The sequence below is a fragment of the Geobacter metallireducens GS-15 genome (assembly GCF_000012925.1).
In the GTDB taxonomy this organism is placed as follows: domain Bacteria; phylum Desulfobacterota; class Desulfuromonadia; order Geobacterales; family Geobacteraceae; genus Geobacter; species Geobacter metallireducens.
On the sequence record NC_007517.1, the window covers coordinates 2270165 to 2287519 of the forward strand.

Sequence of the window (17355 nt, forward strand, 5' to 3'; positions counted from 1 at the left end):
AGGTACTATGTTCCTTTCTCTGCGTCGTTGCGGTATCAGCTCATGATGAACTGATCAAGCCCCAGTTTGGTGAGGACCTTCTCGATCAGAGTCAATCCCAGCAATTCATGGGTAAGCATCAAGCAGATGAGAGCGAAGTAACAGCCCGCGACCAGATATATCTTTCGATCTTTCTTCGCTACCTTGCTTGCTTCTTCCTGGTTGAAAATGGTCGGGATTACTGCGAGCACCTCAAAACCAAGCTTCTTGAGAGAGGTGACATCCTTGACGGAGGAGTCGAACATCTCCATGACAAAGACTGAGGCGGCGCCGGCAACGAATCCCATGATGATGCCCATAATGATCATCTTGACCCGGTCGGGGCTGACCGGTTTCATCGGCACGATGGCCGGGTCCACAACCCTGAACGTCGTGGCCTTGTCCTCTACCTCCATCTCCTTCGTGAGTTGAGCCTGTCCCTGCCGGGTGAGAAGCTGCTCGTACAACTGCCGATTGGCGTCGCGCTCCTTGATGAGGTCAGTCAGTGTCTTCTGGTCAGCCGGAACGTTTCGAAGTTCATGTTCCTTGCCGCCTATGGTTGCATGGAGCTGGCGCTGTTTGGCGTTGACCGCCTCAAGTTCTGCCTCAACCTGGTACAACTGCTGCTCGAGATTCTGGTACACGGGGTTGGCCGTGCTGAATTCCTCTTTCGCCCCTGTATCAGCCTGATGGCCCGGCTCCTGCTTTTTCTTGAGCGATGCGATGATACTCTTGATGCGAATTACCTCGGGATAGTTGTCGGTGTAATTGGCAGAGAGCTGTTTGAGCCTGCGCTCGAGCATCTCAACCTCGCTCGAGTTCTCCCGGGACGAGAGAGCGACGGTGGTGGGCTTGATGCTCTTGAGCTGGCGCCTGAGAGCATCCCGTGTTGCGGTCAACTCATTCCGTTTGATCCGCATTGAGTCGAGTTCTCCCTGATATTGGCGAATGTCATTAACGAGAAGCGCCTCGTCAATCCCCACCGACACGCCCCGTTTCTGACGAAAAGCAACGATCTTGTTCTCGGACTCGTCAAGCTTGTCCTTGAAGGTTTTTAGCTGCTCGGAGATGAACCGATCAGCGCCAAAGGAATCCTGCCGCTTGCTGGAGACGTTTTCCTCCACATACTTTCTGACAAGCGTGTTGACGTAGTCAGTAGCGAGCTTCGGATCCTTGTCCCGGATGCTGACGATAAAAAGGTCATTACCCTTGATGCTTATTTGCGTCCTTTTCTGGAAGTCTTCAACAAGACCTTCCATCTCTTTATCGTTCTTTACCTTCGTATCAGCATCAAGTGATTTCAGAACATTGGTCACGAAAGTGCGGCTGAGCATGGCATACCGCAGGATGCGAACCTTGTCCTCGACAGAAGGGGTAAAGGTGATCCCCTTCACCAGATCCTTGATGACGCTCTTTTCGATGAATACCGTGCTCGATGCCTCATATTTCTTGGGGAGGAAAAAGCTTCCCCAGGCAATAACAGACATCACCACAAGAGATACCACAATAAAGAGATACCTCCTCTTCATGAGCATTTTCAGGTATTTATTCAACTCTTCCGTCTTTGATACCATTAGTTGATCTCCAGGCTAAAAAATACTTTCCTTGACTATGACAAAATCGCCGGGCTTGAGGTGAACGTTCTGGGTCATGTCTCCCTCCTTCATGAGATCCTTGACCTTGGCGCTGATCTCCGTTGTGCTGGTTCCTTCCTTACGGACGATCAGAACATCATTCTCCTTGGCGAACTTGGTGAACCCGCCAGTCTCGATTATTGCATCGAGAATCCGGAGACCGTCACGGTAGAAGACATACTTCGGATTGGCCACGGCTCCCATCACGTAAATCTTGTAGGCTTCATTGTCGGGGATATAGATCATATCCTCAGGCTTGAGGGGAACGTCCTTGGCGACATCTCCCTTGACCAGCAGGGAATGGAAATCCACATCCATCTTCTTGCCGTTGCGAAGCAGATAGGCGTTCCCCAGATCGATCCCCTTGAAATTGCCATAGCGGATCAGGAACTGAAGGAGCGTTGTACGGGAGGGGAGAACCGCCACTCCGGAAGGAACCCCGCCGCCGAACACATAGATCTTGTTGTTGGTGACAGTATTGACCGTTACCGTAACAATGGGCTTATTGACCACCTTGGCGAGCTTCTCTGCAAGGTCTTCGCTGAGCTTTGTGGGGGTAAATCCGGAAGCGATCACGTCGCCGATGGCCGGCAGCGTAATCTTGCCGTCGGGCCGCACCGTAACCGTGCCGCTGAGTTCCTTCTCCCCCCAGACGGAGATCATAAGGGAATCCCCATCTCCTACAACGTAATCCCCGTCGGAGCCTTCGGACGCCATAGCACTCGTGCCTGAAAGCATCGTCACGACAAGGACAACGGCAATAAATCCACAGCTAAACTTCAGCATCCTTTGCAACCTTTCCATTTCCCCCCCTTATCTGCTTCCTCTTCCGAAAAGGACCACTTTGATAGTCTCTAGAACGATTATGATATCGAGAAGCATCGACATGTTTTTGATGTAGTAAAGATCGTAGCGGAGCTTTTCAATGGCGTCGTCCACCGAGGCCCCATAGGGATACTTGACTTGGGCCCAGCCAGTGACTCCCGGCTTGACGAAGTGACGTTCGGAATAATAGGGAATGACTTCTTTCAGTTTTTCAACGAATTCGGGACGCTCGGGCCGCGGCCCTACGAGGCTCATGTCGCCCCTGAGGACGTTGTAGAGCTGGGGCAATTCATCGAGCCGCGAGGTGCGCAGGAATTTGCCGAACCGGGTGACGCGAGGGTCGTCTTTCTGTGCCCAGACCGCGCCGGATGACTTCTCGGCATCGGCACGCATGGATCTGAACTTGTAAAGGACAAAGGGACGGTCACCCTGCCCGACACGCACCTGTCGGAACAGAATTTGACCGGGAGAAGTGATCCTGATCCCAAGGGCTATGAATGGGAGGATCGGGAGGACAAGGATGATCCCCACAAGCGAAAGAACCAGGTCAGTGCTTCTTTTCATGATCCTGCCGAAGCCTGTCCTGCGGAACCCGTTGGAAAATATAAACCAGCTTGGCGTGATGTTCTCGATCATCAGCTTGCCGGTGATCTGTTCGTAGAACGACGGGGCGTCAACGACTTCAATCCCGCTGAACTTACAGCTGAGCACTTCGCTGAGGGGAAACGAACCTCGCCGCTCGGAGAGGCTCACGACGATCTTGTCGGTTCGCTCCCTGATGGCCGCGGAAACAAGGCCGTCACCATTACCGACGATGTGTTGCGAAGGAACATAGACAGGTTCGTTCGGGCAACTGAAATAACCTGCCAAGACATGATTGTGGTTGGTGGCCGATACAAGGCCGCCGATCTCCCGAGCCAGGGGCCCCGTGCCGAGCACCAGGACACGGCGTGCAAGACCGGGATGGTAAAGAGAAACCCGGCAGAACAAATGCCACAGGATCTGCAAAGAACCCCAGATTACCAGGGCCATGGCAAGGAGCCCCCTGCCGATGGTCAAGTCAGGCGCAAGATAGAAGATGGCTGAGAGAATCAGAAAGGAGACACTGAGGGAAATCGCTGAGTGGGCGATGCGCTCCCTCAGTTTCATATCCTTGTCGACATTATAGAATTCAACCATGAACGAGGAGAAGATGACGGCAAGCACCAAAAGCACGAGTTGGACAGCTCCCGCGAGACTCAGGAAACTTTCCATGCCCGGTATGGTGCCGAACCTGACCAGGTAGGCGATTCCCAATGCCAGGACCGTACAGACAATATCGCCGGTTATGAGCAGGATGACCATCTTCTTCATAGCTTCTTGTCCTCTTCTAGCGCTTCAGTTCGGCAAGAAGTTTCCTTGCCGCGGCACTTTCGGGGAATTCCCCATATTGAAGAGATTTCTGGACACTGACGCTGGCCTTTGCCCTGTCACCCATGTCACGATAAGCCATGGCAAGGTGATAGTGCACGGCGGGGTTGTTCGGAAGGAGAGAGACTGCCTTTTCGAGCACTCTGACCGATGCGGTCCTCTTGCCGTTAATCAGCAGCGCATAGCCGTAGGTATCCATGACCCCGGCGTTATTGGGTTGGAGCTTGTTTGCCCGACTGGCCAGGGACAACGCCTCTGACTTGTTTCCATATCCTTCGGCAGCAAGATATGCCAGGTTATTAAGTGCGGGTACAAAATCAGGCGCTATTTTAAGTACGGCCCGATAGATACCGGCAGCTTCTTTTTTCTTGCCCGATTGATCGAAAGCCGCTCCTTTGGCAAACAGGGCAGGAATATTCTTGGGATTCTTCCTGAGGATATCGTCATAGGCGGCAATAGCTCTGGCAAAATCCCGTTTCTTCTCGTAGATCCCGCCTAAGGCCATGGACGCCCGGAGATTGCCGGGCTCAACTGCTATGCCGCTTCTGACAGCCGAAATGGCACGGTCATAGTCTTTCTGGCTCTCGTAGATCGACGCAATAACAAGATGCCCGGCCGCAGACTTGGGGTTGGCTGCGACAACCTTCTGTGCCTGCTCCACGGCCTTGGGAATGTTTTTGGTTACCACCAAGGCTCCGATTTTCAGCGGAATCGCACGGGTCGGGGCGACCTTTTCCAGCTCATCATAGACTTTGAGGGCCTCCGCGTACTTTTTATCGGCTGCGAGAAGTCCACCCTTCAACTCCAGTAGCGCAGCATTGTTCGGAGCCCCCTTCAACCCCTCGTTTGCTAAAGCAAGGGCTTTGGGCGCCTCCTTTTTCCTGATGTAGTAGGATGCAAGAGAGAGATAGCCGACGGGGTCCTTCGTTGCCTTGGCCTTGGTATAGTAGGCGACTGCCTCCTGCGCCTTCCCCTCCGATTCGCTGATGGCACCGAGGCCGATCAACGCCTTGAGGTTGGCCGGATCACGCTTCAGGATCTCGTTGAACAAGCCGGCTGCGCGCCCATTGTCCTTTTTGCTGATGTAATAGGATGCCAGGTTGAAGGAAGCCGGGAGATATGCCTGATCGACTTCCCGCGCCTTTTGAAGATACAAAATGCCATCCTTCTCCCGCTTGTCGGCGAAGGCGGCAGCGGCCATTGTATTGTAGAGAGGAGCATCCTGCTTGCCTCCCCTCAGCCCCGCCCTGAGCACCTCGATGGCACGGGCCTGTTTGTTCAGGCGCATGTAGTAGCTTGCCAGCAGATACCGGCTATTGAGAACATCGGGAGCGACCTTCACTGCCGTTTCAAGCTCTTCCTCGCCTTCCGCCCTCTTTCCGCGCGCCAGGTTAACGATCCCCTTCTTCATGTGGGCACCGACCAGCTTCGGCTCAAGCTCGATCGCGCGGTTGAGCTCCCTGACTGCCTCGTCAGTCATCCCCTTGGCAATGTAGGCGCTGCCGAGGACGTTATGGGCAAAGGCATTCTTGTCGTCCAGCTCAATGACTCGTTTGGCCTCGGTGATGGCATCATCGGTGCGTTTCTGCTGAAGCAGAACCGTCGCGGACATGAGCCGGGCCTGCAGATGCTTCGGGTTGAGGTCAATCACTTTGCGGAACTGGCTCAGGGCGCTCTCAAGATCGTTGCGTTGATAGTAACTCAAGCCCAGATAGTAGTAGGCACCGGGATTTTGATAGTTTTTCACGACACCTTGAAGTTCGGTGATTGCCTGGTCGTAGTTTTTCCTGGTATAGAGAGCAATCCCCTTAAGTTGGTGTCCTTCCGGCCGTTTGGACGCTTTCCTGATCAGGTCATCGGCAAGGCGTTCAGCCTTGTCCACTTCACCCTTGCTGATATGCATCATGCCAATCCTGAAGGCCGCATTGGCATCATCGGGATCCGCCTGCATGATCTTTTGGTAGTATTCAAGGGCCTTTTCACTGTTGCCGCGATATCCTTCATAGAAGGCGGCAAGATAGTATGCTTTGGTGTTTTTAGGGTCTTTCCGAACGATCTCGTTGAGGAGCCCCATCCCTTCCTGCTCCCGCTTCGTCGCCAGATAAACCTTTGCCAATTGCAGCATTGCCGAAGCACGGGCAGGTTCAGCCTGGAGAGACTCCTTCAAGTATTTCTCGGCCTCATCGAACATCTTCTTTTGGCCGTAGCTCGTGCCAATCACTTCCAGGGCATCCGCCGATCCGGCCCGTGCGGAGAGATACGCCTTGGCCTCAGCTATTGACTCGTCAGGCTTGTTGATTGAATTGTAGAGTTTTGCCAGATCAAGCCTTATCTCCGGATTGGACGGATTTTGCCGGAGTGCTTTCTGGAACTCTTTTTCCGCCTGTTCGAATTTGCCCACTGTCATGTAGGCCTTCGCAAGCTTGTAACGGGCGTCGAAATAATTTTGATCTTTTTCAACGGCATTTTTCAGAAGAACAATCGCTCCATTGGCGTTGCCCTTGTCCAGTTCCTTAACTGCCTCGGCGTAGAGCTCTTCCTTCGTTTTCCCCCCACAAGCGGAAAGAGTCGCCACAATAAGACAAATCAGTGCAATACGTCTGTTAAACAATGCTGTATCCTCCCTGACCAGCATAAGTACCGGTCATCATTTGTCGTACGACAGATGTAAACTTTTTGTAATCAAGAGGTTTGATCATGCAGATGGAATTTTCAAATCCCTCGAGCGCAGAGAGGAGATCCTTGCTGATATGATCCGTCAGGACAATAATTGGGAGACTGAACCGGCAGATATCCTCAAAGAAACATGATCCGTAAGGGTAACTCGCTATTACTAACCCCACGCCATCATTGCACACCGTTCGCGACTCGAGGCTTTCGTGGGGGATAGTTTCCGCACGATACCCCTCTGCCTCAAGAATTGCGGAACAGACCCGAGAGAAGCCGGCCTCGTCAATTATTAAAATCGTTTCTCGTTCCATGCCCAGCAATGGAGCAATATGGATACCTAATGGAAGCGTTTTATAAAATTATCTTTATTGGTCGTTCCATAAATACTTTTATCATACTGTATTTATTACAATTATTAATTGCAGCAATAAGTGCAAATATTTAGCACAGCATCCCTCAGGGTTTAAATTCACACGGTCGATCATAAATGGAACGACGGTCACTGCTCCCTTTGGAAACACTTATTTGCTCCAGCACAGAAAATAAAAAAAAGGTGTATCCAAAAGATACACCTTAAATACAAAACCGTAATTAACCGTTAGTTATCATCGTTAGTTATTGTATCCATCGGAAACACTCTTCTAACTCACCCTCAAAAAACCTCCATTTCACCAAGTCGCTTGTAGAGAGCCTTTCGAGAAATTCCCAGCATTTTGGCCGCATGCGACTTATTCCCACCGCTCTCTTCCAATGCCGCCAGTATTGCCGCCTCTTCGAGTTCACGAAGGGTACGCACCTGCTGACGGCTTTCAACCCGCACCACATAGGGCTTCAGCTCTTCGGGAAGCTCCTTGGTTGTGATTCGGTCCTTCTTCGCAAGAACTACGGCGCGTTCAATAATGTTGCCCAACTGGCGTATATTTCCGGGCCAGTCATAGTTCAGAAAGACCTGCATTACTTCGTCGTCGAAACGGAGCACCTTTCCTTCTCGTGCGCCGTACTCCCTGACAAGTTCGGCGGCAAGGAGAGGAATGTCTTCCCGGCGGTCGCGAAGGGGAGGCACCTGCACCTGAACCACGTTGAGCCGATAGAAGAGGTCCTCCCGAAAGTTCCCGGCGGTTATCTCCGAGGGTATATTCCTGTTTGTAGATGAGATTAGCCGGAAATTGACCTTGATCTTCTTGTTGCTGCCAAGTCGTTCTATTTCCTTTTCCTGAAGGACTCTGAGCAATTTTGCCTGAAGCGGCATTTCCAGTTCACCGATCTCATCGAGAAAGATCGTTCCTTCCGCCGCTTCTTCAAATCGGCCGATGCGACGGGAGAAAGCCCCGCTGAAAGCCCCCTTCTCGTACCCGAAGAGTTCCGACTCAATCAGCTCGCGAGGCATGGCCGCGCAATTTACCGCAACGAACGGTTTATCCCTTCGCACGCTTCCGTAGTGAAGGGAGCGGGCAATGAGTTCCTTGCCGGTTCCGGTCTCGCCACAGATGAGCACGCTGCTCATGGAATCCTTGACGGCCTCGACAGTTTCAAAGATACGGAGCATTTCCGGAGTGGCGCCAACAATGCGTGCCGGCGTTCCGCCAGAGACCCTCTTGCGCAGAGTTTCCAGTTCGCGCTTAAGGCTGCGTTGTTCCACTGCCCGAGCCAGGATTCCCTTGAGCTTAACGTAATCAGGGGGTTTGATGAAATAATAGAATGCTCCGCGGGTGATGGCATGCACGGCTGAATCCACGGAACCATACGCCGTCAGGAAAATAATCGGTATATCGGGATAGTGCTCCGCCATAAAATCCATCAACTGTATGCCGTCCTTGCCAGGCATCTTCATGTCGGTAATGACAGTGTCTATATCCTCTTTACTCAAGGCTTGCTCCGCCTCGGCGGCATCGCCGGCCTTGAATACAGAATAACCTTCCTCCCGCAGGATTGCAGCGAGCACCTTCAGGGCATTCGGCTCATCATCGACAATGAGCACCTTCCCGTGCGCTTTACCCTGCATGAGTTTCTCCATGAGAACTCTCTACAGGAAGGCTGAGACGCACGGTCGCACCGTTTCCCTTGGAGTTTATTATTTCAAGACTTCCACCGTGATACTGAATGATCTCCCGAGAGATAAAAAGACCGAACCCCCGCCCCTTGTCCCGAGTGTTGCCACGTGGTGGTAAAAGCAGATTGTGGAAAGCCCCCTCAGGTATCCCCGGCCCGGAATCTGAGATATCGAGTGTCACCTGTCTCCTGTCCGCCATAGTGTCCAAACGGGTTCTGAACGTAATGGTGCCGCCGCTCCCCATAGCCTCAATGGCATTGTTGACAATGTTGAGTATTGCACTCTCCAGATGGAAAGCATCAAACTCGAGGAACGGAACATCCCCGTAATCGCAGACAAACCGGATATCGCGTTCCTGTGCCTGAAGCGATGTAATCTTCAATACTTTTTCAAGAAGCACATGGAGGTCGCTGCGCGATTTTTCCATCTCCAGGAGCGACGTACTGAGGAACTTGGTTATGAATCCATCGAGCTTTGCAATCTCCTCGTCGATGATGTCCGCAAATTCCACAAATGTTTCATCGGAGCCATAGCGGTGCTTGAGATATACTACTGCCCCCTTTATCGCGTTGAGCGGATTTCGAACGCCATGGGCAAGAGTGGCGGACACCTTGCCAATATCGATAAGCGTACTGGCCCCTTTCAACTCCAAGGCTCTTGAACAGGTTTCGGAAGCGCACACGGAAACCCGAACCGCCCCCACAGCGCTCTCCTGATTCAGGACGGGCTCTAAACGTATATCAGCCAAAGTCCTTCCCAAAATACAAATAACCGAATAATCTCGCAGCAATAGAGGAATGCCGCTTTGGACGACCTCCGCCACCGCATCGCGGTCCTGATACAATACTCGCGGGAACACTTCATAATAAGGCTTTCCGGCGAGAAGGGCTGCAGGAGTTCCGATTATTTGTTCCGCAGCCTCGTCACAGGAGGAAAGAGTTAGATTCGGTGCTACGTCGAATGAATAAAAAACCATTGGATTACCTAGGTGATTAACAGAGAATGAATTTGTTCAGTATTCACTCTCTGCCTCGCCTTGAAAAGACACTATTTGACTTTACTAGGAGCAGCGGTTAAGGTTACTCAAAATTACCACAGTTCATTAACCCAAGTAAACCGCACAATGCATACGAGAACTCTTGCCCATATACTCCCCTTCGCCGTTTTCATGTCATTCATCGCCATCGAAGGGTTATTGCCTTGGCTCGATAAAGACGGCGTCATTGCCCTCCAACCCGAGAGCCCACTCTACCTCTACCCCCTCAAGACAATGGTTGTGGGCTCATTGCTGCTCTATTTCAGAAAACATTACCATGAAATCAGTATTAAACAAATCGTACGCCCGTCCATAGCCATATCCGCTATACTTGCAGGCATCATTGTTTTCATGCTCTGGATACAAATGGATTGGCTTTTGCCCTTCCAAAAACCGGCTCCAGGATACAATCCCAACCTCATACCCAACGATATCCACAGAATAGTATTGATCGCATTTCGGCTGGCAGGCGCCTCCATTGTAGTGCCGGTCATGGAGGAGATCTTCTGGAGGTCCTACATCGCACGGATGATCATAAATCAGGATTTTGAATCGGTACCGGTGGGGACATTCTCGTGGGCATCATTTCTGGGGACGGTTCTGCTGTTTGGGCTTGAGCACCAGTTCATCATCGCCGGCTTGATGGCCGGCGCCATCTACCATGCTCTTCTATGCAGAACCAAAAGCATAGCTGCGTGTATTACCGCCCACAGCGTGACCAATCTGCTCTTGGGAATCTTTGTCCTCAAGTCCGGAGCCTGGCGCTTCTGGTAGCCACCCTTACTCCGACAGAAGCTATCCGGACAGAACAAATTTTCCTCAGGGATATTTTCGTTGATTGAATCGAACAGAATGTGGTATATAATAAAATCGAATACATAGATAGACGACAATACTCAACCATCCGTGAGGATGGGGCGGAAAGCCTATTGGGTCTCACCGAGACAGCCGGGTTGCCGAAATATCTGACCAAAGATATAGGCCCCGGCTTTTTTTTGTCCATTTTGGGGGCCGCACAAATTCAAGGAAGAACCGTCAAGGAGGACACCAATAATGACAGGAAGACTTTCAAGGCTCTCTCCCGAACCGGGGCTCGTCGATTACTTCAACCTTCTCTATTCAGTCATACCAGCTGAAACCGATGAACTCGTGAAGGAAACATTTCGTCTCAGGTATCAGGTTTACTGCATCGAAAACGAGTTTGAACCTCCTTCCGAAACTTCACAGCAAATGGAAACCGACGAATTCGATAAGAACTCGGTGCACTCCATCATTAAATACAACAAAACAGGGCACTCTATCGGTTCTGTCAGAATGGTTTTGCCGAATGAACGGGATCACACCCGCAGCTTCCCCATCCAGAAGATATGCAGCCACTCGATATTCACCGACAGAAAACTGTTCTCCCTTTACAGACCTATCGAAATATCACGGTTCTGTCTCTCTAAAGAACTGCGGACGATGGCAAAGCCATGCAAACATATGTGCGTTCAACTGACATCCACAAGAGCCCCCTTTTCACCATCCTTGCTTAATCAGCATGGGCCAATACTTGGACTGATCAGAGGGCTTGTCCAGATGAGTAGCGAAAATCATGTTACCCATTGGTTCGCCATTATGGAACCGTCACTTATCAGGTTACTGGCTAAGCTCGCGATATATTTCAAACCTGTAGGATCCCTCATCAACTATCATGGCATGAGACAACCGTGCTATATAGAACTGTCAGAGTTATTGCGGAGGGTCTTTTCCGAGCAGCCACTGGTGTGGGAGGTATTGACCAACAAGGGGCAGTTTGACCTGAATCTCACCAACTACAATGAAAGCCTTTCTGGTTCCAATCTGAATAAAATATCACGATACTGACACAAACCGGCTCTAATTTTTATTCGAGAACATCAACATCATGGCATAACCGGATTTATCACAGCATGTTGCTTTCAATGAATTTAAAGCAATCAGGGTCTTTTCTCTCCATTCCCAGCCTTAGTTCCTGCAAATTACCAAGATACGGTGTCCTGAGCCCATGATAATCGACCTCTGGACCAACCGGATGATAAATCATTCCAACCCGCTTCAAAAGTATGTATAATCCCCTCTTCATCGCAACATACCAATGAGATAACCCCATATTCACACTGCTCAACAAAAGAAATTTATAAAACTCATGTACATAATTGCACTTCCGCAGATCGTGAACGACACCTGCTCCAGATGGCAACGTTGCGTCATATCCTACGAGAGCGTCGTCTTCAATCCTCTTTCGATACTCTTTGCTGATAGCTAGGCGCGAAACCTCGCCAATCTTCACATTTTCAACACCCCGTAACGCGTGCTCATGCATTTCAGAAACAATTTCACAGTGCTGAATCATGGGATAGCCCAGTGCATTGGGAAGGATAATGCGAGCGGTACCCACGATGGACTCATCTTCAGTGCACCTGATGATGAAGTGTTCTGAAAAGTCGTCATATTCATTGCGCTCCATGCCGTCAGGATAATCCTTGGGATCCTCGAATCTCCATTCTTCGCAATACACTTTGAAGCGCAATCTATAAACCTCTTCCATCGTTTCATCATATTTGTTGGAAGTTTTGTCAACACATTCGAAGGTAAATGGAATCATAAATGTCACCTGACGCGCTAAACATGCCGCTGATGGAACTCGATCCGGACAATCTTGTGCGGTTAGTTGTGTCAAATAAAATTGCGGTGTGGTATAGTGCCTCTCATGGCACGCACCCACGAACAATATGAATTGAAAGCAGAAGATCGTAAGTCATTGGAGTCAATCCTACGATCTCCCAAGGCTGCCCAGAGTACTGTCTCTCGGGCGAAAGTGATTCTGTTTACTGCTGACGGCAAAACCGCTGAAGAGGTTGCTGTCGCCCTTGGCACAACCCCTCGTGCAGTCTACAGGTGGCGCAAACGTTTCAAGGATCATGGCCTTGAAGGCCTTCACGATCGACCACGTAGCGGACAACCGAAAAAGCTCTCCGAGAAAGTGGTTAAGGAAGTATTGCGGCTGTCTGTCGAATGCATCCCTCGAGAGGCGACCCATTGGAGCGTACGCCTGATGGCCAAGGCTGCCGGGATTACCACGTGGCAGGTTCGACAGATATGGGATGCCGCGGACCTGAAGCCCCATCGCCTCAAGACCTTTAAGATCAGCTATGATCCGCAGTTTGCCGACAAAGTCATCGATGTCGTCGGCTTGTACATGAACCCTCCCGACAATGCTGTTGTCTTGGCGGTGGATGAGAAAACCCAGATTCAGGCACTGGACCGCACCCAACCGATGTTGCCAATGAAGCCCGGCCAGATCGAGCGCCGTACCCATGATTACAAACGCCATGGCACAACCAGCCTGTACGCTGCCTTCGATGTTCTGACGGGGGAGGTGATCGGTCGAGTCACCAAAAGGCACCGAGCCAAAGAATTTCTCTATTTTCTGCGCCAGATTGACCGCTCAGTGCCCAAGGAGCTGGACCTCCATGTCATCTTGGATAACAGCAGTACTCACAAGACAGCGGAGGTCAACAAGTGGCTCGCCGAGCATCCTCGGTTCATTTTACATTTCAACCCCACCAGCGCTTCGTGGCTCAATGCCGTGGAAGGGTGGTTTGCCCAATTGGAACGGCGGGCGATTCACCGGGGTGTTTTCACCAGCGTCAAAGAGCTTCGCGACGAAATTCAACGGTTCAACAAAGTGCATAATGCACATAGTGCCAAACCCTTCAAATGGACCCAAAAGCGCCAATGTCATCATTGAGGCAGTCAACAGAGCAAAGCAATCATTAACTGACACGACTAATCAAACGTGACACTAGATGAATGGACTTGAAACGTACCCAGAAATCAACGTATCGACAAAATGTTTTGATGACATAGTCGAGAACGTCGATTCAAGAACAAGATCACTCGTCAAGGGTTCCAACACTGACCAGGAGCTTCTCACAGAATCGGAAATTCTGTCATGCAGTTGAATAACGCCGAGTAGTCAGGTTGCTACCCGGCAACTACATGATAATTTCTTCGTCAGCATGTTCCAGAATGTAGGCGATTCTCGTAAAGAACCGTGCCGCTGGAGCTCCTGCCATGATCCGCCGGTCGAAAATCAAACCAAGCGGAACAGTCCTGCGGGCCTCGACACGCCCATCAATCGCAATCGGCCGCTCCTTGACCCATCCAAAGGTTACCGTAAGGGGCCACAACATGTCTCCAATGAAAAAATCGATCCCATATTTGGCAGGAGAATTAACAAAACAGGCCCCGCCCCTATGTGTTGCCCACATACTTGGGAAAAGGCGTGGCAAACGGATGAGCCACTTACTAAAAAAAACGGGAACCTTACTAAGAAGTGAATAAAAAAGCCGCCACCGAGGATTGGAATCTTCCGTTGCATTAGATAACTCTACCAACTCGCACGTGAGGTCGGCAAGGGATTTTTTATCACATTCCAGAATAGTAGCTGCCAAAACAACAGATTCGGCATTTGGGACGTTGCGCTCAACAGCTACAGTAATATCAAACCGGTTAAATTGGACAAATCGCTTCCAGAACGAAAACCCGAGAAGAGCCCGGTTTGCATAAGGATGTTCCTGGAGAGCCATTGCAGCTGCCTTGATCACGAATGCCGTATATGAAGGCTTGACGGAAGTCTGCCTTAAAATGTTCTGGCGAAGTCTATCCATTGCTGAAGCATCAATCTCCCGCACAAAGGTTACCTTATAGGCAGGCTTCATCTCGTCATTGAGAGTCCAAAATGCTTTTACAATCCGATTTGAAGATAGTATGGAGAATTTATTTTCTGAAGTATTCATGGAGACCCTATAAAATGCTATCAATGAGAATTTTGGCGCTGGTGGTTGCAGCATTATAAGATTTCAGGACAGCTTGAATTTTTTGGGCACTATTTCGGAACGAATGATCAGACAGTACTTGTTTAACCGTGTCAGCAAGCAATGATGGCTTTTCCAAAAATTGTTTTAAGTCAAGTGACTTTCCAAATCCCATTGCCTCAACACGGCGCATATTGAATTTTTGATCAGGTATGGTTGGAATGCCGATCACTGGCTTGCCGTGAGAAAGAGCCTGGTATATGGTGCCATTGCCTCCATGACAAATTACAACATCACTACGCTCCATGACCAGATCGCCATCGAGGTAACTTTCCACATAAACCTTTCCTGGCATCGGCTTGAGCTCTGATGATTGGCCACCAGTGGTTACAATTGACGAAAAAAAAGATGTAGAGAGACTTGGGCCAAGTTTTGAAAAAAATTCGGAAACTCCCGTTGTGCCCATTGTCACATAAACCAGCGGAGATGAAGGAATATCAAGCGGCCACCATGCCGGGGGAGCAAGAACACTTTTCCAGGTTAATGGTCCCACATAATGATAAGAAGCCGGCAGATTACGCGATGGGAAATACTCCGGAATATCCGCAAGGAGTGTTATATCCTTTCCAGTAAGGCAATTTGTCGCCGTAACAGTTCGGTTTGTGTTCAATTCCCGGCTTAACCTCTTGAATACCTTCATAACATTGTCAAACAACTTCATTTCGAGAAAAAGATTCAGCCGGACCAATGCTTTCCAGATCATCGCATCGCGACTAATCAGCCAGGGGGGCATCCAATCAAAAAAAGGCACATAGGGGAGTGCTCGGTACTCCGTTGATGAAGCATTCACAATAGCAGCGTGCCTGACATTGGTCAGATGAGTAGACAAGGGCGCACTGAATCTACCGTCTGAAAGCACCAAATCAGGTTTCAAGGACCTAATTACCTCTATATCTGCCGTCAGCATTTGCAACAGTTCGGCATCTTCAACAAATCGAAGCTTACCGGAACGAATGTTGCCAAAAAGCATCTCAGGATCAGGTTCATGAATGGGTACCACATCGAAGCCCTGCTGCGATACAAATGAAACCTTGGCGCTCTCGCCGGCAAAAACTACCTCATGGCCCATCCTTCGTAACTCAAGAGCGACTGCCAGAACGCGGCTGAGATGAGACAGTGTATGAGTATAGGGGAAGGCAAGAATTCGCATAATTTAAATTTATCATAGCACATAAATAGAAAATAAAAAGGGCTCTCAATCGAGAGCCCTTTTTATTCCACAGAAACTGAAGAAAATGTTATTTTTTCGCCCTACGGCGCATGAAACCACCTGCAAGCAGAAGCCCAAGCCCGGTTAAAGCGAAAGTCGACGGTTCGGGAACAGCGGCAATTTGAAAACTGTTGTTGCCGTCAGCCTGGAAAATGATATCAGGGCCATTTATACCATTCACTGCGCCGAGTGCAGGAACAACGTTAGCCCCTGCGGATACGTCCCAGAACAGCCTGGACGGATCAGCTTGCAGGAAGGGTAGATTGTTCGATGTATTGAAATTAAGGGACATAATAATAAAGTCCAAATTAAGGGGATTGGTAATAACAACCTCATCCTTATTGATCTGATCTACTGCGATAGTGACAGCGGTGGATCCTGTACCATAAATGGTTTGTTGGCCCGCCCAATCATCACCTAAATTCTGATCAAGGAGACCAGTGTTGGCTTCGGTGCTAAAATTGCTCCGAGTAACGCCTACAACCCTGCCCGACAGAAATTCATTGCCGTCATTAAAGCCGGTTCCAGCGAGGTCACTGGCATTAATGGCAGATTTATAGAATTTTACATAATTGGGCAAAGTTGGGTCAAAGAAGAAACTGGCGTTTGCTGGCACCGGACCCGCAATGGCACTTGTATACCCTCTTTCACCAAACGCAATCATTGCTGTTATTTCGTACGTTGAATTCAAGCCGGAACCAAGAATAGGTTTATTGGTTGCGTTATTATAGTTACCCAGTATTGCCTGATAATAAAGATTAAAATGTGTCTGCAAGGCAGGATTTACTGCAGGGTCGGTAGCAGGATTTCCAGTACCATCTGTTACTGCAAGCGGTACAGCATTTACACCTAGGGCGTTACCCACGGACCAGTCGAGTTGGGCTACCGGCTGGCTCACTCCCGCAAAATCGATGGTTGTCGTTGCAGCAAATGCATTACTTGCAGCGCAGGTAGCAAACAATGCTGCTGTGATGGCTACGTTCTTTACAGTTTTCATCTTTCTCCTCCTCTCCTTAACTACGCTATTAATATTAACTCGGTTATTCTCGCCGTCACAACCAACCCACCTACCTCCTCCTTTCCATTTAAACTCTTATTATCTTCAGATTAATCAGATCTTCGCCTCAGCGATAAACTAAAAAACAGCAATTAACATGCCACAAATAATTTGCTGCAAATATCGATAGTTGCACAATCCAACCATCCCCTCCCCCAACAAAGTGTAAATTTTATCGACAAACCGCCCAAACAATTTTACACAACGCCTCGAACACGGGGACAGGATCTCTCGTGAATACAAATCATTCTCGCAAGTCTCGCTAATTGCGAATCACATTGAAGCTTAGGCATCCAGAAATCACCTTACGCTAGCCAACTAGCCAAATCCTAAACATTACATTAACCCTTATTACCCTGTTGGAAATCTTTACACCTACGCTATCCCACTTTGTAATTCCCTTGAATAATCACATAGTTACAAACGGTTTAAAAATTGCATGCCTTATGGCATTGCAATTATCGGGAGATTAACGATTCCGCAATAATTTATGGTTATCAAATCATATTTATATTTCGTTAAAGGAAGGAGGCGATTTATCCCG

Annotated in this window: 13 protein-coding genes, 1 pseudogene and 1 riboswitch; of the genes and pseudogenes, 3 read left to right on the plus strand and 11 right to left on the minus strand. The window is 49.6% G+C overall.

Going from position 1 to position 17355, the window contains the following annotated elements:
• Window positions 1–35: 35 nt before the first annotated feature.
• From GMET_RS10245 to GMET_RS10270, 7 genes are all read right to left on the minus strand, one after another.
• Window positions 36–1592: an XrtA system polysaccharide chain length determinant gene (locus tag GMET_RS10245; RefSeq protein WP_004512921.1), complete on the minus strand. Its 1557-nt coding sequence runs from the start codon at window positions 1590–1592 to the stop codon at window positions 36–38.
• 15 nt (window positions 1593–1607) lie between these two features.
• Window positions 1608–2456, minus strand: coding sequence for a polysaccharide biosynthesis/export family protein (locus GMET_RS10250; protein WP_004512920.1), 849 nt, complete (start codon window positions 2454–2456; stop codon window positions 1608–1610).
• Between the two features lie 9 nt (window positions 2457–2465).
• Window positions 2466–3830 carry a TIGR03013 family XrtA/PEP-CTERM system glycosyltransferase gene (locus tag GMET_RS10255; RefSeq protein WP_011365906.1) on the minus strand — a complete coding sequence of 455 codons (1365 nt, stop codon included), beginning with the start codon at window positions 3828–3830 and terminating at the stop codon, window positions 2466–2468.
• A 16-nt stretch (window positions 3831–3846) separates the two neighbouring features.
• The gene (gene prsT / locus GMET_RS10260) at window positions 3847–6522 is read right to left on the minus strand and encodes an XrtA/PEP-CTERM system TPR-repeat protein PrsT (protein WP_261974637.1); all 2676 of its coding nucleotides are present in this window, start codon (window positions 6520–6522) and stop codon (window positions 3847–3849) included.
• The gene (locus GMET_RS18370) at window positions 6491–6868 is read right to left on the minus strand and encodes a response regulator transcription factor (RefSeq protein WP_011365907.1); all 378 of its coding nucleotides are present in this window, start codon (window positions 6866–6868) and stop codon (window positions 6491–6493) included. The genes prsT and GMET_RS18370 overlap by 32 nt, the downstream gene beginning before the upstream one ends.
• A gap of 341 nt (window positions 6869–7209) precedes the next feature.
• Complete coding sequence (locus GMET_RS10265) at window positions 7210–8559, minus strand: sigma-54-dependent transcriptional regulator (protein ID WP_004512917.1); 1350 nt, start codon at window positions 8557–8559, stop codon at window positions 7210–7212.
• A complete protein-coding gene (locus GMET_RS10270) occupies window positions 8549–9583 on the minus strand; it encodes a two-component system sensor histidine kinase NtrB (RefSeq protein ID WP_004512916.1) in 1035 nt (344 codons plus the stop codon). Before GMET_RS10270 ends, GMET_RS10265 begins: the two co-directional genes overlap by 11 nt.
• 147 nt (window positions 9584–9730) lie before the next feature.
• Between GMET_RS10270 and GMET_RS10275 the strand changes: the two genes are divergently transcribed.
• Together GMET_RS10275 and GMET_RS10280 are read left to right on the plus strand one after the other, a co-directional pair.
• The gene (locus GMET_RS10275; RefSeq protein WP_004512915.1) at window positions 9731–10417 is read left to right on the plus strand and encodes a CAAX prenyl protease-related protein; all 687 of its coding nucleotides are present in this window, start codon (window positions 9731–9733) and stop codon (window positions 10415–10417) included.
• A gap of 110 nt (window positions 10418–10527) precedes the next feature.
• Window positions 10528–10604, plus strand: a riboswitch (cyclic di-GMP riboswitch).
• Between the two features lie 92 nt (window positions 10605–10696).
• The gene (locus GMET_RS10280; protein WP_004512914.1) at window positions 10697–11509 is read left to right on the plus strand and encodes a PEP-CTERM/exosortase system-associated acyltransferase; all 813 of its coding nucleotides are present in this window, start codon (window positions 10697–10699) and stop codon (window positions 11507–11509) included.
• 58 nt (window positions 11510–11567) lie between these two features.
• On the opposite strand, the gene GMET_RS10285 is transcribed toward GMET_RS10280, so the two are convergent.
• Window positions 11568–12269: a PEP-CTERM/exosortase system-associated acyltransferase gene (locus GMET_RS10285; RefSeq protein WP_004512913.1), complete on the minus strand. Its 702-nt coding sequence runs from the start codon at window positions 12267–12269 to the stop codon at window positions 11568–11570.
• A 105-nt stretch (window positions 12270–12374) separates the two neighbouring features.
• Between GMET_RS10285 and GMET_RS10290 the strand changes: the two are divergent.
• Window positions 12375–13467 (plus strand): annotated as a pseudogene (locus GMET_RS10290) (IS630 family transposase).
• 195 nt (window positions 13468–13662) lie between these two features.
• Here the strand turns inward: GMET_RS10290 and GMET_RS10295 are convergent.
• The 3 genes from GMET_RS10295 to GMET_RS10305 form a co-directional block, all read right to left on the minus strand.
• Entirely contained in the window at window positions 13663–14466 is an 804-nt protein-coding gene (locus tag GMET_RS10295; RefSeq protein WP_004512911.1) for a 2-oxo acid dehydrogenase subunit E2, read from the minus strand.
• Window positions 14467–14473: 7 nt separating this feature from the next.
• The gene (locus GMET_RS10300) at window positions 14474–15694 is read right to left on the minus strand and encodes a glycosyltransferase (protein WP_004512910.1); all 1221 of its coding nucleotides are present in this window, start codon (window positions 15692–15694) and stop codon (window positions 14474–14476) included.
• A gap of 88 nt (window positions 15695–15782) precedes the next feature.
• On the minus strand, window positions 15783–16751 hold the full coding sequence (locus tag GMET_RS10305; protein ID WP_004512909.1) for a PEP-CTERM sorting domain-containing protein: 969 nt from the start codon (window positions 16749–16751) through the stop codon (window positions 15783–15785).
• Window positions 16752–17355: the final 604 nt, after the last annotated feature.